Genomic DNA, 19,962 nt, shown 5'->3' with positions numbered 1-19,962 from the left:
ACCTACTTGTTCACGTCGCGGACCGCGCCCGTGTCCGCCGACGTCGCCATCCGGGCGTACGCGCGCAGGGCCGCCGTCACCGGGCGCTGGCGGTCCTTCGGCTGCCACGGCCGCTCCGACGCCTCCATCTTCGCGCGGCGCTCCGCGAGGACGTCCGGGGAGACCAGCAGTTCCAGCCGCCGCTCGTGGATGTCCAGCAGGATCCGGTCGCCGTTCTCGACCAGGCCGATCAGGCCGCCCGCCGCCGCCTCCGGGGAGATGTGGCCCACCGAAATGCCCGACGAGCCGCCCGAAAAGCGGCCGTCGGTGATCAGGGCGCACTTCTTGCCCAGGCCCGAACCCTTGAGGAACGCCGTCGGGTGCAGCATCTCCTGCATGCCCGGGCCGCCCGCCGGGCCCTCGTAGCGGATCACCAGGACTTCGCCCGGCTGGATCTCCTTCTTGAGGATCGCCGACACCGCTTCCTCCTGGCTCTCCAGCACCCGCGCCGGGCCCTCGAAGTGCCACAGGTCCTCGTCGATGCCCGCGGCCTTGATCACCGCGCCGTTCTCCGCCAGGTTGCCGCGCAGGATCGCCAGGCCGCCGTCCTTCGTGTACGCGTGCTCGACGTCGCGGATGCAGCCCCCGGCCGCGTCGGTGTCCAGGGACGACCAGCGGTTCGACGTCGAGAACGCCTGCGTCGTGCGGACCCCGCCCGGCGCCGCGTGGAAGAGCTCCAAAGCCTCGGGAGAAGGCGAAGAAGCCCGGATGTCCCAGGCGGAAAGCCACGAGTCGAGGTCGCGCGAGTGGACCGACCACACGTCGGTGTTCAGCAGGCCGCCGCGGTACAGCTCACCCAGGATCGCCGGGATTCCGCCGGCGCGGTGGACGTCCTCCATGTGGTAGTCCGAGTTCGGCGCCACCTTCGACAGGCACGGCACGCGGCGGCCGATCGCGTCGATGTCGGCGATCGTGAAGTCGACCTCGCCCTCCTGGGCGGCCGCGAGGATGTGCAGCACCGTGTTCGTCGAGCCGCCCATCGCCATGTCCAGGGCCATCGCGTTCTCGAACGCCGCCTTCGACGCGATCGACCGCGGCAGGACCGAGTCGTCGTCGTTTTCGTACCAACGGCGGCACAGCTCGACGACCGTCCGCCCGGCCTCCTCGAACAGCGCGCGCCGCGCCGCGTGCGTCGCCAGCGTCGAGCCGTTGCCGGGAAGCGACAAACCGAGGGCTTCGGTCAGGCAGTTCATCGAGTTCGCGGTGAACATGCCGGAGCACGAACCGCACGTCGGGCAGGCCGAACGCTCGACGACCGCCAGCCCGTCCTCGTCGACCTCCGGGCTCGCCGACGCCGCGATCGCGGTGATCAGGTCGGTCGGGGCCTGCGCGACGCCGCCCACGACCACCGCCTTGCCGGCCTCCATCGGGCCGCCGGAGACGAACACCACCGGGATGTTCAGGCGCATCGCCGCGTTGAGCATGCCCGGGGTGATCTTGTCGCAGTTGGAGATGCACACGAGCGCGTCGGCCTGGTGCGCGTTGACCATGTACTCCACCGAGTCGGCGATGATCTCGCGCGACGGCAGCGAGTAGAGCATGCCGGAGTGGCCCATGGCGATGCCGTCGTCGACGGCGATCGTGTGGAACTCGCGCGCGACGCCGCCGGCTTCCTTGACCGCTTCCGCGACGATCTCGCCGAGGTCCTTCAGGTGCACGTGACCCGGCACGAACTGCGTGTAGGAGTTCGCGATCGCGACGATCGGCTTGCCGAAGTCGCTGTCGGTCATGCCCGTGGCGCGCCAGAGCGAGCGCGCGCCCGCCGCGTTGCGGCCGTGGGTGGTGGTCCGGGAACGGAGAGGCGGCACGGAATCTCCCAAAGGGTGGCCGGCGAAACTGGTAGGACCAATTTACTCCGACGCGGAAGCCTCGGATGTCCCGGGCTTGATGTCTTCGGCTTCCAGCACGCCGCTCGGGTCCGCGATCAGGCCCTCGCTGACCAGCGACAGCACCGGCAGGTGCCGGGTCCGCACGGTCGGCAGCGGCACCTTCGTGTCGTCCTTCAGCACGGCCTGCACGCGCGCCCGCTTCGTGATCGACAGGCCCTTCAACGCCGACCACGGGATGTCGCGGTGGCCGAACACCGTGCGGACCGCCAGCCCCGAGCGCGTCGCGACGGTGCGGTGGCGGACCACGAACACCGCCAGCGCGATCGGGAAGATGTAGAGCCACTGCAGGTACGGGATCTCCCCGAGCGCGATCGGTGTCACGCAGATCGTCAGGAGGGCGATCGCCATGAAGGACGTGCGGGGGATCCGGAAGACGGCCTTCCGGCCTTCTTCCTGCTGTTTCTCGGCCACCCGCAAATGGTGCACCGCGGCGCTGACCGGCCCGGACCCGGGTCGCGCCGGTGTGACCCACGTCCACGATGCGGACACGTCGTCCCGCAGAGTTGACACCCGCGGGGCGTTCGGTCTAGCGTCATCGCTGTGACACCGCTGACCGGCCTCGTACTTCCCAAGCGCGTCGACGCTTAGGGAAGACTTTCCGCTGCGTCGACGCGCGAACCCTCGTGCGACCTTACGGTCGGCGAGGGTTTTTTGTTGCCCGAGGGAAGAGATTCCCGGCCCCACCGCACAAAACCGACCCGAACGAGTGACACCGAGACCCACGAGGCAGAACCGATGACCAGTGCGACGTCGCGCAGCGACGCGAAGCCCGGGCCGACGCCCGGAACGCCCGGAGCACGTCCGAAGCCGGCTCCACCGGCGGGAACGCCGGTGCGCGTCACCGGCGCGCAGTCCCTCGTGCGCTCGCTCGAGGCCGTCGGCGCCGAGGTGGTCTTCGGGATCCCGGGCGGCACCATCCTGCCCGCCTACGACCCGCTGCTGGACTCGACGAAGGTCCGCCACGTCCTGGTCCGCCACGAGCAGGGCGCCGGGCACGCGGCCACCGGCTACGCACAGGCCACCGGCAAGGTCGGCGTCTGCATGGCCACCTCGGGCCCGGGCGCGACCAACCTGGTCACCCCGCTCGCCGACGCGAACATGGACTCGGTCCCGGTCGTGGCCATCACCGGCCAGCAGTCCCGCGCGCTGATCGGCACCGACGCGTTCCAGGAAGCCGACATCTGCGGCATCACCATGCCGATCACCAAGCACAACTTCCTCGTCACGGACCCCGCGGACATCCCGCGGACCATCGCCGAGGCGTTCCACCTGGCCGCGACCGGCCGCCCCGGTCCGGTCCTGGTGGACATCCCCAAGGACGTGCTGCAGGAGATGACCTCGTTCTCCTGGCCGACCGAGCTGCGGCTGCCGGGCTACCGCCCCACGCTGCGCCCGCACGGCAAGCAGGTCCGCGAAGCCGCGAAGCTGATCGCGAAGTCGCGACGCCCGGTGCTCTACGTCGGCGGTGGCGTCATCAAGGCCGAGGCGCACGAGCAGCTGAAGCAGCTCGCCGAGCTGACCAACATCCCGGTCGTCACCACGCTGATGGCGCGCGGCGCGTTCCCCGACTCGCACCCGCAGCACCTCGGCATGCCGGGCATGCACGGCTCGGTTGCCGCGGTCGCGGCCATGCAGCGCGCCGACCTGCTGATCGCGCTCGGCGCCCGGTTCGACGACCGGGTCACCGGCCAGCTGTCCTCCTTCGCGCCGGACGCCGCGATCGTGCACGCCGACATCGACCCGGCCGAGATCTCCAAGAACCGCAAGGCCGACGTCCCGATCGTGGGCGACTGCAAGGAGATCATCGGCGAGCTGATCACCGCCGTGAAGACGGAGTTCGACCACGGCGGCAAGCCGGACCTGGCCGACTGGTGGACCCAGGCCGACGACTGGCGCAAGACCTACCCGGCCGGCTACGAGTGGCCCGACGACGGTTCGCTGTCGCCGCAGTACGTCATCGAGCGGATCGGCGAGATCGTCGGCCCGGACGCCGTGTACGCCGCGGGGGTCGGCCAGCACCAGATGTGGGCCGCGCAGTTCGTCAAGTACGAGAACCCGCGCACCTGGATCAACTCCGGCGGCCTCGGCACCATGGGCTTCGCGGTGCCGGCCGCGATGGGCGCGCAGTTCGGCGTCCCGGACACGCAGGTGTGGGCGATCGACGGCGACGGCTGCTTCCAGATGACGAACCAGGAACTGGCCACCTGCGCCATCGAAGGCGCGCCGATCAAGGTCGCCGTGATCAACAACGGCAACCTGGGCATGGTCCGGCAGTGGCAGAACCTCTTCTACTCGGAGCGGTACTCCAACACCGACCTCGGCACGCACAAGCACCGCATCCCGGACTTCGTGCTGCTGGCCGAGGCGCTGGGCTGCGCGGGCCTGCGGTGCGAGACGAAGGAAGACGTCGACGCCACCATCCGCCGCGCGATGGAAATCAACGACCGCCCCGTCGTGATCGACTTCGTCGTGGGGAAGGATGCCCAGGTGTGGCCGATGGTCGCCGCGGGCACCGGCAACGACGAGATCATGGCGGTCCGGGGCATCCGGCCGCTGTTCGACGACGACGAGGTGTCGGTCGAGACGACCGAGGCTGCCGCGGAAGCCGCCGGAGAGGGTGAGCGCTGAGATGAGCGTCCACACGCTGAGTGTCCTGGTCGAGAACAAGCCCGGTGTGCTCGCGCGCGTGTCCGGCCTGTTCTCCCGCCGCGGGTTCAACATCGAGTCCCTCGCCGTCGGGCCCACGGAAAACCCCGAGGTGTCCCGCATGACGATCGTGGTCGCCGTGGAAGAGCTACCGCTCGAACAGGTGACGAAGCAGCTCAACAAGCTGGTCAACGTGATCAAGATCGTCGAGCTGGAGCAGTCGACCGCCGTGCAGCGCGAACTGCTGCTGGTGAAGGTGCGCGCCGACAACACCGTGCGCAGCCAGGTCCTCGAAACCGTCCAGCTCTTCCGTGCGAAGGTGGTGGACGTGTCCCCGGAGGCGCTCACCGTCGAGGCGACCGGGACGTCGGACAAGATCGGCGCCCTGCTGCGGATGCTGGAGCCGTATGGCATCCGCGAGCTGGTCCAGTCCGGCATGGTCGCGGTCGGGCGAGGCGCCCGCTCGATCACCGCTACTTCACCGCGTTAAAGACGTAAGTCAGGAAAGGAAGCAGTACCCCCATGGCAGTGGAAATCTTCTACGACGACGACGCCGACCTCTCGATCATCCAGGGGCGCAAGGTCGCTGTCATCGGCTACGGCAGCCAGGGCCACGCCCACTCGCTGAGCCTGCGCGACTCCGGCGTCGACGTCCGCATCGGCCTGCCCGAGGGGTCCAAGTCGCGGGCGAAGGCCGAGGAGCAGGGCCTGCGCGTGCTCACCCCGGCCGAGGCGTCGGCCGAGGCCGACCTGATCATGATCCTGGCGCCGGACACCAAGCAGCGCTTCATCTACGAGCAGGACATCGCCCCGAACCTCAAGGACGGCGACGCCCTCTTCTTCGGGCACGGCTTCAACATCCGCTACGACCTCATCAAGCCGCCGTCGAACGTCGACGTCGCGATGGTCGCCCCGAAGGGCCCGGGCCACCTGGTCCGCCGCCAGTTCGTCGACGGCAAGGGCGTCCCGGCGCTCATCGCGGTCGAGCAGGACGCCACCGGCAACGCGCAGGCGCTCGCCCTGTCCTACGCGGCCGCCATCGGTGGTGCCCGCGCCGGCGTCATCAAGACGACGTTCACCGAGGAGACCGAGACCGACCTCTTCGGCGAGCAGGCCGTGCTCTGCGGTGGCGCGTCCGCGCTGGTGCAGACCGGCTTCGAGGTGCTCACCGAGGCCGGCTACGCCCCGGAGATCGCCTACTTCGAGGTGCTGCACGAGCTGAAGCTGATCGTCGACCTGATGTACGAGGGCGGCATCGCGCGCCAGCGCTACTCGATCTCCGACACCGCCGAGTACGGCGACCTGACCCGCGGCCCGCGCGTCATCTCGCCGGCGGTCAAGGAAGAGATGAAGAAGATCCTCGGCGAGATCCAGGACGGCACGTTCGCGCGCGAGTGGGTCGCCGAGGACGAGGCCGGCCGGCCGAACTTCACCAAGCTCGAGGAGCAGGGCAACCAGCACCCGATCGAGGCGACCGGCAAGAAGCTGCGCGACCTGATGTCGTGGGTGGACCGGCCGATCACCGAGACCGCCTGATCCTTTTCCAGACGCCGAAGGGGACGCCCGTCGCGGGCGTCCCCTTCGGTGCGTTCGGTGCCCGGGTCGCTACGCTGGTGACATGAGTGATCAGCCGGTCGACGACAAGGCGCACATCCGGCACCACCTCGACTTCACGAAGGCCGAGTGGATCCGGGCCGAGCCCGAAGGCGTCACCCTCGACGACTGCGTCGAGTACGCCTTCATCGAGCACACCGACGGCGTCACCTACACCGCGATGCGGCAGTCGGCGAAGCCGGACGGCGTGACCCTCGTCTTCACGCCGGGGGAGTGGGACGCGTTCGTCAAGGGCGTCCGCGACGGCGAGTTCGACCTGCCCGAGGACCTCGCCCAGGCTTAGAGCTTCGCGGCCAGCTCGGGGATCGTGCCGAGGTCGCCGGCGATGCCGAGGTGGTCGCCGTAGTCGCGGGATTCGACGACCAGGCCGTCGCGGATCCGCATGGCGAAGATGTTGGCGATCCGGACCGGCCGCCCGCCGTACTCGCCCTGGTAGGCGAACTCGGCGATCAGCACCTCGGGGTCGGTGCCTTCGTAGGTGACCAGGTCGGCGATCTCGAAGTCGACGCCCATGGCCGCTGCTTGCCCGAAATGCGCCCGCAGCTCCTCGCGCGTGCGGACGACGGCCGAGCCCGGCTGGAACGGGTGCGTCACGTGCGTCGGCTCGGCGTAGAGCTCGGCCAGGTCCGGGCCGACCTTGTCGCACACGCCGTGGACGAGCCGCTCGAACACCCCGCGGCGGCTCGCCGGGTCGCTCGACGTCCGTGGTCCGATCGGCGACAAATCGCGCGGCGGCGCCTGCTCGTAGGCCTTGACCAGCTGGTCGACGCCGTCGCGGATGACCGCCAGCCGCAGGTAGTCGTGGTAGTCGCGGGAATGGACGATCAGGCCGTCGCGGATGCGCAGCACCTGGATGTTGGCCGCCGGGATGGTGCGGCCGGTCGCCACCGACTCGGCGTCGTAGTCGTATTCGGCGACAATCACTTCGGGGTCGGTCGTTTCGTGGACGACGACGTTCTTGCGGTTGAGCCGCAGCGCCCCGGCGAGGGCGCTGGTGAACCGCTCGTGGACCGCGGCGCGGCCGTGGAGGCGAGTCGGCCGCGGCACGGCTTGCGGGTGTTCGACGACGACGTCTTCGGCGTAGAGCGCCGACAGCTCGCTGAAGCGTCCTTCGCTGATCCCGTCGGACAACGCGGCGAAGACATCGCGAGGTGAGTTCACAAGATCCTCCCAGTGGGCAAAACGGAGTCTGTAGTCCGCCTCCGAAGATACGGACTACAGACTCCGCTTGTCTACCGCAGCAGGTCCCGCGCGGCCGGCTGCCCGCACACCTCCGCCCACTTCTCCGGGGTGCCGTCGAAGATGGCGTCCCGCGCGGCGGGGTCGGCGCCGTTTTCGACGAGGGTGCGGATGACGTCGAGGTGGCCGGACTGCGCGGCCAGGTGCAGGGCCGTGACGCCTTCGCCGTGGTTCGGGCCGCCGAACGTGCCGCGGAAGTTCACGTCGGCGCCGAGGTCGAGGAGCGTCCGGACGGCAGCGAGCCTGCCCTGCGCCGCCGCCCAGGCAAGCGCGGTGCCGCGGTAGACGTCGGCGTTCACGTCGGCTCCGCGTTCGACGAGGGTCCTGAGTGCGTCGGTGCGGTCGTTGCGCGCCGCCCAGGCGAGGGCTTCGTCCCTGACTTCGGCGGGGTCGTCGGCCGGGTGCCAGGCCGGGAAACCGCTGTGGGGACGGTAAAAACCCCGGTGGACGCCGCCGCGGCCCGAGGTCAGGAGCTCCTCGACGGCGTCGAGGTGGCCGAGCCCGGCCGCGACCCGCAGGTTGCCCGGCGCGTGGCTGTGTTCCGCCAGCTTTTCCGCGGCTTCCCGGTGGCCCCAGAACAGGGCGACGACCAGGGGTGTGCCGCCGTCGCCCCGGGCGGAGACGTCGACGGGTGCGCCGTGCTGCAGGAGCAAGTCGAGCAGGAGGGGCAGGTTGCTGTAGGCCGCCTGGTGCAGGGGTGTCCAGCCGTGGACGTTGCCGCGGGCGGGGTCGGCGCCGTGGTCGAGGAGGATGCGGCTGAGCCGCTCGTCGTGCGTCGCGCCCGCCATGCCGAGCAGGTCGTTGCCGTTGGTGCCGCGGGCGCCGACGAGGCCGGGGAACTCGCCGAGCAGCGTTTCGAGCAGCTCCGGGTCCCGCGCTTCGATCGCCCGGTAGGCGCGGGCGAACGGCTCGCCACTGTCCACAAGCGACTTGACGTGCTCGCGGAGTGCTTTCCAGGAAACGAAACCGTGTTCCCGGGCGACGACCGTGCGGGCGCCGTCGCGGGTGAGAGGCTGCCCCCAGCGGTCGAACGGCTCTTTCGCGCCGGGGGTGTCGTCCTCGGCCGAGGCGAGCAGCCCGAGCGCGCGTTCGGCGTAGTAGCCGGCGTCCTGGTGGTACGGGTGCTGCAGGGTTTCGCCGTGCTCGGTGACGCGGCGGACGTAGGCCTGCAGCTTCGGCCAGCTCGGGAACCCGTGGTCCCGCGCGATGCGGAACTGCGCTTCGGCGAGTTTGACGCCTTCGGCGCGCGCGAGGTCCTTCGCGCGTTTGCGCAGCTGGTCCAGGCTGGGTTTGGCGGGCAGCACGCCCATGGTGCCTCCTTCCCTCGTCGCCCGTGGTCCGCCGGCACCGGGCAGGAAGAAGGTGCGGAGCTGGTGGTGCGGTGAAACGGGGGTGGGCTCGGCCCTTTCCGCGGACGGGACGCGGCCCGCACCGCGCCCCGCCACCCTACCCCGACGGACGACACGCGTACCCGGCCGGACGACACGCGTACGCAGATGGACGACACGCGTACCTGGCCGGACGACACGGTCGCCGCCTGGTCGGGCAGCCGTGTCGTCCATCCCGGTGCGCGTGTCGTCCGTGCCGGTGCGCGTGTCGTCCGTTCCGGTCAAGGGAGGAGGGCGGCCAGGCGGGGGTAGGAGTCGGGGGTGCGGGACAGGACCTGGAGGCAGACGTGGTCGGCGCCCGCGTCGAGGTGGGCCTGGATGCGGTCCGCGATCGCCTGTTCGCCGGTCGCGACGATGGCGTCGACCAGGCGGTCGCTGCCGCCGCCGGCCAGGTCGGCGTCGGTGAAGCCGAGGCGGCGCAGGTTCTGCTGGTGGTGCACCGCCTGCCGGACGTAGAGGCCCACGTGCTCCCGGGCCGCCTCGGGGGCCGGCTCGAGGAGCACCGCCTGCTCGACGGCGAGGTACTTGCCGGGGCCGAGGCGTTCGCGGGCCATCGCCGTGTGCTCCGGCGGGACGAAGTACGGGTGGGCGCCGTCGGCGCGTTCGGCCGCCAGGTCCAGGAGCTTCGGGCCCAGCGCGGCGAGCACCCGCCGGGGGCGGGGTGTCGGCGGGGGCAGGCCCGGCAGCTCGGCCGCGTCCATCCCGTCGAGGTACTCGCGCAACGCGGTCAGCGGCCGCGTGCCCGGCCGGTGCCCGCCCAGCCCGGCGACGAATCGGCCGGGGTACGCCTCGCCCAGCGCGCGGATCGCGCCTTCCGCCGCGAGCGGGGAGCGCTGGTCGAACCGGGCGACGCCGGTGGCGATCGTGAGCCGGGACGTCGCCGCGAGCAGCAGCGCCGCCTGGGTGAACGCCTCGCGGCCGCCGAACTCGCCGAACCACAGCGCGTCGAAGCCGAGTTCCTCGACCTCGGCGGCCGTTTCGCGGAGCTCGCCGATCGGGGCGCCGTCGAAGAACCGCCAGATCCCGACGCTCATCGGACCACCGCCGGCGCCAGCTCGGCCAGCGCGTCCACAGTGGACTCGAACGAAGGGGCGGACGGCGTCAGCAGGACGTGGTCCGCGCCCGCGTCGAGCACTTCGCCGAGGCGTTTCGCGATGGTCGCCGCGTCGCCCCAGAGAACCAGGTCGTCGACGAACCGGTCGCTCGGCCCGGCGATGTCGGCTTCGGTGTACCCGAGCCGTTTCCAGCCTGCGAGGTAAACGGTGACGGAGTATTCGCGTGACTGCGCCACCCGGCGCCGGACGCTCTCGCGGGCGTCCTCGCGGCTGCCGAGCAGGACGGTCTGCTGCGGGATCAGCAGCTTGTCCGGCCCGAGGATTTCCCGGGCGTACGGCGTGTGCGAAACCGGCTGGGCGAAGGGGTGCGCGCCGTCCGCGAGGTCGCGGGAGAGGGCCAGCATCTTCGGCCCGACGGCGGCCAGCACCCGCGGAAACGCCACCGGCGAAGGGTTTTCGGCTTCCGTGGCGTCCATTTCGGACAGATAGGTGCGCATCCGGTCGAGGGGCCGGTACTCCTCGCCGAGCTTCGTGGCCTGGAACGCGTGCCCGGCGCCGATGCCGAGCACGAACCGGCCCGGGTGGGCATGGGCGAGCGTCGCGCCGCCCTTCTGCGCGGTCGCCCCGCGCCGGGCCCACAGGTTCGCGATGCCGGTGCCGAGCACGACGTCCGGCACCGTGGCCAGGAGGTCGCCGAAGTGGGCGAACACCTCCCGGGTGCCGGGTCCTTCGCCGCTCCAGACCGAGCGGTAGCCGGCGTCGGCGAGGCGCCGCGTCGCCGTGCGTTCGACCGCCGGGGGCGGTTGCAGAGGTGCGCTCGGCAACCACGCGCCGATCGCGCCGAGCCGGGCCCGCGTGTCTTCGATCAAGGTCATCCCCAGTTCCCTCCAGTAATGTGAGGCTGCCTCCGGTTAATATACGGAGGTTGCCTCCGATTGGCTAGCGGGTAGGCTCGGCAGTGCGATGACCGACGTCAAACCGATGCGCGCGGACGCCCGCCGCAACTACGAGCGCCTCCTCGAAGAGGCTCAGCGCGCCTTCGCCGAACACGGCGTCGAGGCGTCACTGGAAGAGATCGCGCGGCGCGCCGGCGTCGGCATCGGCACGCTGTACCGGCATTTCCCGACCCGGGACGCGCTGCTCGAGACGCTCTTGCGCGCCCGCTTCGACGCGCAGGCCGAGCGGGCCCGCGAACTGCTCGCCCACCCCGAGCCGCTGAACGCCCTGCACACGTGGCTCGCCGGGCTCGGCGACGCGACCGGCACCTTCCGCGGCCTGGTCGAGCTCACCGCCGACGCGCTGAACGACGAAACGTCCCGGTTGTACGAGTCGTGCCACGCGATGCGCGAGGTCGGTTCCCAGCTGGTGGAACGCGCGAAGCGGGCGGGCGAGCTGCGCGAGGACGTCACGGCGCACGAGCTGCTTCTGTTGCTGCACGCAGCATCCTGGGCGGGTGGCCACCTGCCCGGCGAAGGGGGCATGCAGCGGCTGCTGGCTCTTGTTTTCGAGGGATTGCGCGCAAGTTAACACCAGAAGACGCCACGGGCCCGGGCCGCGCGTTAAACTCCGCCACGACCGGGGCACAACGACGTGCTGAGACCGTTTGTCGACACAGAGCGTCCTGGAAATGACCAGATAGTGGGAGCCGCATCGTGAGCAAGCCCAATAAGCCCGTCGTCCTCATCGCGGAGAAGCTCGCCCCCTCCGTGCTGAGCGTCTTCGGTGACGAGGTGGAGGTCCGGCACGTCGACGGCACGGACCGGTCCGCGCTGCTCGAGGCGGTGAAGAGCGCCGACGCGCTCCTGGTCCGCTCCGCCACCCAGGTGAACGCCGAAGTCTTCGCGGCCACCACGCAGCTGAAGGTCGTCGCCCGCGCGGGGGTCGGCCTCGACAACGTCGAGGTGCCCGCCGCGACCGAGCGCGGCGTCCTGGTCGTCAACGCGCCGACGTCGAACATCGTCTCCGCCGCCGAGCACGCCGTCGCGCTGCTGCTGTCGGTCGCGCGCCGGGTCCCGGCCGCCGACCAGAGCCTCCGCGGCGGCGAGTGGAAGCGCAGCTCGTTCTCCGGCGTCGAACTCCAGGGCAAGACGATCGGTGTCGTCGGCCTCGGCAAGATCGGCCAGCTGTTCGCCCAGCGCCTCGCCGCCTTCGACACGAAGCTCATCGCCTACGACCCCTACGTGTCGGCCGCGCGCGCCGCGCAGCTCGGCATCGAGCTCGTCACCCTCGACGAGCTGCTGACCCGCGCCGACGCGATCTCCATCCACCTGCCGAAGACGCCGGAGACCAAGGGCCTCATCGACGCCGAGGCGCTGAAGAAGACCAAGCCGGGCGTCATCATCGTGAACGCGGCCCGCGGCGGCCTGATCGTCGAGCAGGACCTGGCCGACGCGCTGCGTTCGGGCCACGTCGGCGGCGCCGGCGTGGACGTCTTCGTCTCCGAGCCGACCACGTCCAGCCCGCTGTTCGAGCTGGAGAACGTCGTCGTGACGCCGCACCTGGGCGCATCGACGGCCGAGGCGCAGGACCGCGCGGGCACCGACGTCGCGAAGTCGGTGCTGCTGGCGCTGCGCGGCGACTTCGTCCCGGACGCGGTGAACGTCTCCGGCGGCGGCGCGGTGGGCGAGCACGTCCGGCCGTACCTGTCGCTGGTGCAGAAGCTCGGCCAGTTGCTGACCGCGCTCAACCCGACGTCGCCGACGTCGGTGACGGTGCAGGTCAAGGGCGAGATCTCGAACGAGGACACCGGGGTGCTGCAGCTGGCGGCGCTGCGCGGGGTGTTCACCGGCGTGGTCGAGGACCAGGTCACGTTCGTCAACGCGCCGCAGCTGGCGGAGAAGCTGGGCGTCCAGGTCGAGCTGACGACCGAGCCGGAGAGCCCCAAGTTCCGCAGCCTGGTCACGGTGCGCGCGGTGCACGCCGACGGCCAGGCCCTGACGGTGTCCGGTTCGGTCACCGGCAAGGACGAGGTCGAGAAGCTGGTCGAGGTCAACGGCCGCGGCTTCGACCTGCGCGCCGAGGGCACGGTGCTGCTGGTCGAGTACCCGGACCGCCCGGGCGTGATGGGCCGCGTCGGGACGCTGCTCGGCGAAGCGGGCATCAACATCGAGGCCGCGCAGATCAGCCAGACGACGGACGGCTCGGACGCGGTGATGCTGCTGCGCGTCGACCGCCACATCGACGCGCACCTGCTGGAGCCGATCGGGGCTGCGGTCGGGGCGCACACGATCCGTGCGGTGGATTTCAACTGACGTAACCCTTTCGAAGACCCCCTGTCACCCGGCAGGGGGTCTTCGCGCGCAATCACAACTACATAACGGAGTCCTTTGCCTACGTAAGTAGGTGTTTTGGGGCATTAGGTTCTCCCCGCGAGGTTGAACCACGCGCCGTCGAGGGCACGGCGCTGTGCCGCGCTTCCACCGTCGGGGGTGTTCCGGAGCGGACGGCAGGTTCGGGTCCAGACCTCGGGTAAGGGGCCGACTCATGAGCAGATCCCGCCTCCCCGCGCGCGCCACGACGGCGGCCTTCGCCGTCGTTCTGGCCGCCGCGCTCGGGGCGCCGGTCGCGAGCGCAGCCGATGCTCCGCTCGCCGACGGCGTCGCGCCGGCGAAGATCGACGACGCGAAGCTGCAGGGCAAGCTGTCGCCGCGGCTGGGGGCCGCGCAGGGCCGGGTCACCGCGTTCGTCGAGCTGGCCAAGAAGCCGGCCGTCGACGCGTTCACCTCCGCGCAGCCCCAGGGCAAGGAAGCCGCCAAGCGCGCCGCCCGTGCCGCGAAGGACGACACCGCGGCCGCGGTGAACTCGGTCGTGGGCCAGCTGCGCGCGGCCGATGCCAAGCCGCAGGTCGTCACGCAGACCGCCAACGCCGTTCCCGGTGTGGTCGTCACCGCCGACGCCGCGAAGCTGCGTGACGTCGCGAAGCGGGCGGACGTCGTCGCGGTGCGCACGGTCGTGCCGAAGACGCGCACCAACGCCAGCGCCGAGCAGCTCACCAACACCCTCGCCGCCTGGCAGCAGACCGGGAAGTTCGGCGACGGTGTCCGCGTCGGCGTCATCGACGACGGCATCGACTACACCCACGCCGACTTCGGCGGTCCCGGCACGCAGGCCGCCTACAAGAGCGTCGATTCCACCAAGCCGACCCCGCTCTTCCCGAGCGCCAAGGTCGTCGGCGGCACCGACCTCGTCGGCGACGACTACGACGCCGCGACGGCCGCCAAGGCCACCCCGAAGCCGGACCCGAACCCGCTGGCCTGCGGGGAGCACGGCACGCACGTCGCCGGCACCATCGGCGGCTTCGGCGTCACCGCCGACGGCAGGACCTTCAAGGGCGACTACAAGAAGCTCGACGGCAAGAAGGTCGACGCGATGCAGATCGGCCCGGGCACGGCGCCGAAGTCGCTCCTCTACGCCATCAAGGTGTTCGGCTGCACGGGCTCGACGAACGTCACCTCGCAGGCGCTGGACTGGGCGCTCGACCCGGACGGCGACGGCGACTTCACCGACCACCTCGACGTCGTCAACCTCTCGCTCGGCTCCGACTTCGGCGCGCCGGACGACCCGGACTCGCTGTTCGTGCGCAAGCTCGCCGCGAACAACGTGCTCCCGGTGATCTCCGCGGGCAACGGCGGCGACATCAACGACATCGCCGGCTCCCCGGGCAACACGCCCGAGGCGCTCACCGTCGCCAGCACGCGCGACGCGGGCGTCCTGCGCGACGCCGCCGAGGTCAAGGCCCCCACCGCGGGCCAGAAGACCGGGCAGTACAGCCAGAACTACACCGGCTACGACACCCTCGACGTGACCGCGCCGGTCGTCGCGCTGTCCGCGTCGAACGCCGCGGGCTGCGCGCCGTACTCCGCCGAGGACAAGGCGAAGGCCGCCGGCAAGTTCGTCTGGCTGGAATGGGACGACAACGACTCGACCCGCGCCTGCGGGTCGGCCGCGCGCGCCAACAACGCGCAGGCCGCCGGGGCGAAGGGCGCGCTGCTGTCGTCCACTTTGGAGCACTTCAGCGCCGGCATCGCGGGCAACGCGGCGATCCCGATGTTCCAGTTCACCGGCTCCGCCACGAAGACGCTGCGCGCGGCGCTGGCCGCGGGCACCCTGCAGGTCCGGCTCTACGGCGCCGGCCGCGCGTCGATCCAGACCTACGACAAGACGATCGTGGACACCCCGAGCTCGTTCACCTCGCGCGGCACCCGCGGCCCGGCCGTCAAGCCGGACGTCGCCGCCCCCGGTGACACGATCACCTCGGCGTTCCGCGGCAGCGGCAACGGCCGGACCGTGCTGTCCGGCACGTCGATGGCCGCCCCGCACACCACGGGCATCACCGCGCTGGTCCGCCAGTCGCACCCCGACTGGTCGGTCGAAGAGGTCAAGGCGTCGGTCATCGACACCGCCGGCCACGACGTCTCCGACGGCGCCGGCCACACCTACGCACCGCAGCGCGTCGGCAGCGGCCGGATCGACGCCAAGGCGGCGCTGGACAACCAGGTGCTCGCCTACGTGCAGGACGACCCGGGCGCGGTCAGCGTCAGCTTCGGTACGGTCGAGGCATCCGGCCCGGTGACGCTGTCGAAGACGATCAAGCTCGTCAACAAGGGCGTCACGCCCGCCGAGTACACCGTCGCCTACCAGGCGGTCAATGCCCTGCCGGGTGTCGAGTACACAGTGGACAAGCAGTCGGTGAAGCTGACCCCGCGCGGCACCGCCAAGGTGAAGGTGACGCTGAAGATCACCGACCCGAAGGCGCTGCGCAAGGTCATGGACCCGACCATGGCGGCCACCCAGGCCGGCCTGGCCCGCCAGTTCGTCGCGGACGCCTCCGGGCGCGTCGCCTTCACGCCCACCAGTGGCGCCAAGGTGCCGCTGCGGGTCTCGGTCTACTCCGCGCCGAAGCCGGTGTCGACGATTTCGACGCCGCCGTCGGTGAAGTTCGCGCCGGACGCCACCCAGGCCGTGCTCAACCTGACCGGCAAGGGCGTCGACCAGGGGGCCGGCGCGCAGCGGTACCGCTCGCTGATCAGCGTGCTCGAGCTGCAGGCGGAGTCCCCGCAGCTGCCCGAGTGCGACGCGGACGTGGTCACCGACTGCACGCTGAACAAGACGGCCAAGGGCGGCGACCTCCGCTACATCGGGGCGGCGTCCACCGCGCCGCTGGCGAAGGCGCAGGGCGAACCGGAGAACGCGCTGCTGGCGTTCGGTCTGTCGACGTGGGGTGACTGGGCGAACATCGGCAGCAACACCTCGCCGTTCGTCGACATCGACACCACCGGGGACGGGCAGCCGGACTTCGAGACCTACGTGACCAAGGCGACGTCCACCGACGTCCTCCTGGCCAACACGGTCGCGCTGACCCCGGGCTTCCCGACCGTGGACGTGCAGGCGGTCAACGGCCAGCTCGGCGACGTGGACACCAACGTGTTCGACACGAACGTGATCACCCTGCCGGTTTCCCTGGCCGCGCTGGGCATCGACGCGAACGCCGACAGCCACCGGATCTCCTACACCGTGGGCGTCAGCGGCTTCTACGTCGCGCCGGGCACGACGAACGGGCTGATCGACTACGTCGGCACGCCGCTGTCGTTCGACGCGCTCGCGCCGGGCTACGCGGTGCAGGGCGGCGGCGACGCCGCGCTGGGTTACGTCGCGAAGCCCGGAACCGCGCTGGTCGTGACGCGGAACGCGGCTTCGGCCGCGGCCGACAAGGCCCTCGGGCTGCTGGCCATCGAGCACCACAACGCCGCGGGCAACCGGGCGAACGTGGTCAAGGTGGACGACGCCCGGCCGGGGAACGACCGTCAGCCGATCGGGGGCGGCCGCCGCTAGGACCCGGCAAGATCTAGTTTGTGCAGGACCAGGGGCGTCTCCGGGGGAATTCCGCCGGGGACGCCCCTCGGTCGTTCACCCGATTGGGTGTCTCACCCTGCGGGATGATGCGGCATAAGGGTGGTGCGGCTACGGCGGTTTGTCTACGGCCGGTAACCTTCCGGCTGCTGGCGTTTTGTTGCGATGGACCATCGGTGCGGCCGGTGGTCCGGTCGACGGAGGTGTGTGGATGCGGCTCGCGGTGATCCCAGGTGACGGGATCGGGCCCGAGGTGGTCTCCGAGGCGCTGAAGGTGCTCGGCGAGGTAGTACCGACGGCGGAGATCACGAACTACGACCTCGGCGCGGCGCGATGGCACTCGACCGGTGAGCTGCTCCCGGAGTCGGTCCTCGGCGAGCTCCGCCAGCACGACGCGATCCTGCTGGGCGCGGTCGGCGACCCGACGGTGCCGAGCGGGATCCTGGAGCGCGGCCTGCTGCTGCGCCTGCGGTTCGAGATGGACCACCACGTCAACCTGCGCCCGGCGCGGCTCTACCCGGGCGTGCGGGGCCCGCTGGCCGACGCGGGTGACGTCGACATGGTCGTCGTGCGCGAAGGGACCGAAGGCCCGTACGCGGGCACCGGTGGCCTGCTGCGCAAGGACACCGAGCACGAGATCGCGACGGAGGTCAGCGTCAACACGGCGTTCGGCATCCGGCGCGTGGTGGCGGACGCGTTCAACCGCGCCGAGGCCCGCCCGCGCAAGCACCTGACGCTGGTGCACAAGACCAACGTGCTCGAGTACGCGGGTTCGCTGTGGTCGCGGATCGTCGAAGAGGTCTCGCTGGAGCACCCGGAGGTGACGGTCGCCTACTCCCACGTGGACGCGGCGACGATCCACCTGGTGACGGACCCCTCGCGGTTCGACGTCATCGTGACCGACAACCTGTTCGGCGACATCATCACCGACCTGGCGGCCGCGGTGACCGGCGGCATCGGCCTCGCGGCGAGCGGCAACCTGGACATCACCCGCCGGAACCCGAGCATGTTCGAGCCGGTCCACGGTTCGGCGCCGGACATCGCGGGCCAGGGCCTCGCGGACCCGACGGCCGCGGTGCTGTCGGTGGCGCTGCTGCTGGACCACTTGGGGCAGAAGGAGGCCGCGCGCCGGATCGAGGCGTCGGTGGCGTTCGACCTCGCGACGCGGGACCAGTCTTCGCCGGGGGCCACCCAGGCGATCGGGGACCGGCTGGCGGCGCTGGTGTCTTCCAACGTGCGGACGGCCGGCTGAGCTTTTCCGAGGAAGCCCCGCGCACTGGCGCGGGGCTTTTTCGTGCGCTGGGTCGCCTTCTCGGGTTGGCCGGGGTCGGGAGGTCGCGAATGACTCATTCGGGACGTCGGAGGTCCCGAATGAGTCATTCGCGGCACTGCCGGCGAGGGCGCGCCCGGTTGCCTACGTGGTTCCCGGATGGTGGGAGCTTGGCCCAGTTCCTGGACTCGGCCGCGAACGCTGTGGCATGATGCGACCGTGACCAGCTTCGCGATCATTATCGCCGAGCGCGCCGGACGATAGCTCCACAAGAGCACCCGGCGCGCAACCTCTCGCACCCTGCGGGAGGTTTTTTTGTTGCCTTGAAACGCTGAGGAGAAGACCGTGACCCGCCAGGAGCCCGCCGATACGCCGCTGGGCGATGCCTTCCACCTCTACGACACGACCCTGCGCGACGGCGCGCAGCGGGAGGGCATCACCTACTCGGTGCAGGACAAGCTGGCGGTCGCGCGGCTGCTCGACGAGCTCGGCGTCGGGTTCATCGAAGGCGGCTGGCCGGGGGCGCTTCCCAAGGACACCGAATTCTTCGCCCGCGCCGCGAAGGGCGAGCTGAAGCTGAAGCACGCCGCCCTCGTCGCCTTCGGCGCGACCCGCAAGGCCGGCACCACCGCCGAGGCCGATCCGCAGGTGCGGGCCCTCCTCGACAGCGAAGCACCCGTCGTCACGCTCGTCGCCAAATCCGACCTCAGGCACATCGAACGCGCTCTCCGCGTCGACGTCGACGAGGCCTGCGCGATGGTCAAGGACACCGTCGAATTCCTCACGAAGGAAGGCCGCCGCGTCTTCCTCGACGCCGAACACTTCTTCGACGGCTACGCGTATTCCCCCGAGACGTCCCTCCGGGTGCTGGACGCCGCCGCCCACGCGGGCGCCGATGTCCTCGTGCTCTGCGACACCAACGGCGGCCAGCTGCCGCTCGGCCTCGCCGAAACCGTCCGGAGCATCAAGGAAAAGACCGGGTTCCGGCTCGGGATCCACTGTCAGGACGACACTTCCTGTGCCGTGGCGAACTCCGTCGCCGCGGTGCAGGCCGGCGCGACGCACGTCCAGTGCACCGCCAACGGTTACGGGGAGCGGGCCGGCAACGCCGACCTGTTCGCCGTGACGGGAAACCTGGTGACCAAGCTCGGCCTCGACGTCCTCCCGACCGGGGGCGCCGCCGAGCTCACCCGGGTCTCCCATGCCCTTGCCGAAATCGCGAACATCGCCCCCTACACCCACCAGGCCTACGTAGGGGCGTCGGCCTTCGCCCACAAGGCGGGACTGCACGCGAGCGCGATCAAGGTGGATCCGTTGCTGTACAACCACATCGATCCATCCTCCGTCGGCAACGACATGCGGGTACTGGTCACCGAGATGGCCGGCAGGGCCAGCCTCGAGCTCAAGGGACGTGAGCTCGGGGTCGACCTTGCCGGCCGGCCCGAGGCGCTGACGAGCGCCATCACCAAGGTCAAGCGGCTGGAGGCGGAAGGCTGGTCCTTCGAGGCCGCCGACGCCTCCCTGGAACTCCTGCTGCGTCAGGAAACCGGTGCCCCCGCGGAGGCGCCGTTCGCGCTGGAGTCCTACCGCGTGGTCCTCGACCACCGGCCCGGCGGCGAAGTGATGGCCGAGGCCACGGTCAAGGTGCACGTCGGCGGCGAGCGCGTGATCGCCACCGCCGAGGGCATCGGACCGGTGCACGCACTCGACGCCGCCCTGCGGGAGGCGCTGTCGCCGCACCTGTCCTGGTTGGACAGTGTGGAGCTGGCCGACTACAAGGTCCGCATCCTGCAGGGTCACCCGGGCACCGACGCGGTGACGCGCGTGCTGGTCGAGAGCACCGACGGCGAACGCGAGTGGACCACCGTCGGCGTGCACGGCAACATCGTCGAGGCCAGCTGGCTGGCCCTGTGCGACGCGCTCGTGCACAAGAGCACCACCGTGAACTGAGTCACGGGCCGGGCGCACGTAGA

The 19,962-nt window shown here is 70.7% G+C and carries 15 protein-coding genes; 9 read left to right on the top strand and 6 right to left on the bottom strand.

The window, feature by feature from the left end:
- Positions 1-2 precede the first annotated feature (2 nt).
- Positions 3-1,847, bottom strand: coding sequence for a dihydroxy-acid dehydratase (gene ilvD, locus OO60_RS25090; protein WP_003080769.1), 1,845 nt, complete (start codon positions 1,845-1,847; stop codon positions 3-5).
- A gap of 42 nt (positions 1,848-1,889) precedes the next feature.
- Positions 1,890-2,339 (bottom strand): PH domain-containing protein, encoded by a 450-nt coding sequence (locus OO60_RS25085; RefSeq protein ID WP_003080766.1) that lies wholly within the window; start codon positions 2,337-2,339, stop codon positions 1,890-1,892.
- Positions 2,340-2,663: 324 nt separating this feature from the next.
- Between OO60_RS25085 and OO60_RS25080 the strand changes: the two genes are divergently transcribed.
- The 4 genes from OO60_RS25080 (at position 2,664) to OO60_RS25065 (ending at position 6,471) form a co-directional block, all read left to right on the top strand.
- On the top strand, positions 2,664-4,556 hold the full coding sequence (locus tag OO60_RS25080) for an acetolactate synthase large subunit (RefSeq protein ID WP_033262180.1): 1,893 nt from the start codon (positions 2,664-2,666) through the stop codon (positions 4,554-4,556).
- A gap of 1 nt (position 4,557) precedes the next feature.
- Positions 4,558-5,064 (top strand): acetolactate synthase small subunit, encoded by a 507-nt coding sequence (ilvN, locus tag OO60_RS25075; RefSeq protein ID WP_003080760.1) that lies wholly within the window; start codon positions 4,558-4,560, stop codon positions 5,062-5,064.
- Positions 5,065-5,096: 32 nt separating this feature from the next.
- Positions 5,097-6,110: a ketol-acid reductoisomerase gene (gene ilvC, locus OO60_RS25070; protein ID WP_003080750.1), complete on the top strand. Its 1,014-nt coding sequence runs from the start codon at positions 5,097-5,099 to the stop codon at positions 6,108-6,110.
- Between the two features lie 82 nt (positions 6,111-6,192).
- Positions 6,193-6,471: a DUF397 domain-containing protein gene (locus OO60_RS25065; RefSeq protein WP_003080747.1), complete on the top strand. Its 279-nt coding sequence runs from the start codon at positions 6,193-6,195 to the stop codon at positions 6,469-6,471.
- Here OO60_RS25065 and OO60_RS25060 read toward each other — a convergent pair.
- From OO60_RS25060 to OO60_RS25045, 4 genes are all read right to left on the bottom strand, one after another.
- Positions 6,468-7,349, bottom strand: coding sequence for a nuclear transport factor 2 family protein (locus tag OO60_RS25060; protein WP_003080744.1), 882 nt, complete (start codon positions 7,347-7,349; stop codon positions 6,468-6,470). The two genes, OO60_RS25065 and OO60_RS25060, sit on opposite strands and share 4 nt — an antisense overlap.
- A 71-nt stretch (positions 7,350-7,420) precedes the next feature.
- On the bottom strand, positions 7,421-8,737 hold the full coding sequence (locus OO60_RS25055) for an ankyrin repeat domain-containing protein (protein WP_003080740.1): 1,317 nt from the start codon (positions 8,735-8,737) through the stop codon (positions 7,421-7,423).
- A gap of 299 nt (positions 8,738-9,036) precedes the next feature.
- Entirely contained in the window at positions 9,037-9,849 is an 813-nt protein-coding gene (locus OO60_RS25050; protein ID WP_003080737.1) for a TIGR03620 family F420-dependent LLM class oxidoreductase, read from the bottom strand.
- Positions 9,846-10,745 carry a TIGR03620 family F420-dependent LLM class oxidoreductase gene (locus OO60_RS25045; protein ID WP_003080734.1) on the bottom strand — a complete coding sequence of 300 codons (900 nt, stop codon included), beginning with the start codon at positions 10,743-10,745 and terminating at the stop codon, positions 9,846-9,848. Before OO60_RS25045 ends, OO60_RS25050 begins: the two co-directional genes overlap by 4 nt.
- Before the next feature lie 88 nt (positions 10,746-10,833).
- Between OO60_RS25045 and OO60_RS25040 the strand changes: the two genes are divergently transcribed.
- From OO60_RS25040 to cimA, 5 genes are all read left to right on the top strand, one after another.
- Positions 10,834-11,397 carry a TetR/AcrR family transcriptional regulator gene (locus OO60_RS25040; RefSeq protein ID WP_003080732.1) on the top strand — a complete coding sequence of 188 codons (564 nt, stop codon included), beginning with the start codon at positions 10,834-10,836 and terminating at the stop codon, positions 11,395-11,397.
- Between the two features lie 125 nt (positions 11,398-11,522).
- Positions 11,523-13,121 (top strand): phosphoglycerate dehydrogenase, encoded by a 1,599-nt coding sequence (gene serA / locus OO60_RS25035; RefSeq protein ID WP_003080728.1) that lies wholly within the window; start codon positions 11,523-11,525, stop codon positions 13,119-13,121.
- 232 nt (positions 13,122-13,353) lie between these two features.
- Positions 13,354-16,701, top strand: a complete 3,348-nt coding sequence (locus OO60_RS25030) for a S8 family serine peptidase (protein WP_033262179.1) — start codon at positions 13,354-13,356, stop codon at positions 16,699-16,701.
- 229 nt (positions 16,702-16,930) lie between these two features.
- On the top strand, positions 16,931-17,971 hold the full coding sequence (locus OO60_RS25025) for a 3-isopropylmalate dehydrogenase (protein WP_003080722.1): 1,041 nt from the start codon (positions 16,931-16,933) through the stop codon (positions 17,969-17,971).
- A gap of 363 nt (positions 17,972-18,334) precedes the next feature.
- Positions 18,335-19,939, top strand: coding sequence for a citramalate synthase (gene cimA, locus OO60_RS25020; protein WP_003080719.1), 1,605 nt, complete (start codon positions 18,335-18,337; stop codon positions 19,937-19,939).
- Positions 19,940-19,962: the final 23 nt, after the last annotated feature.

Origin of the sequence: Amycolatopsis vancoresmycina, from assembly GCF_000716785.1 — a bacterium.
Classification (GTDB): Bacteria; Actinomycetota; Actinomycetes; order Mycobacteriales; family Pseudonocardiaceae; genus Amycolatopsis; species Amycolatopsis vancoresmycina.
This window is presented reverse-complemented; position numbering and strand designations above follow the sequence as displayed.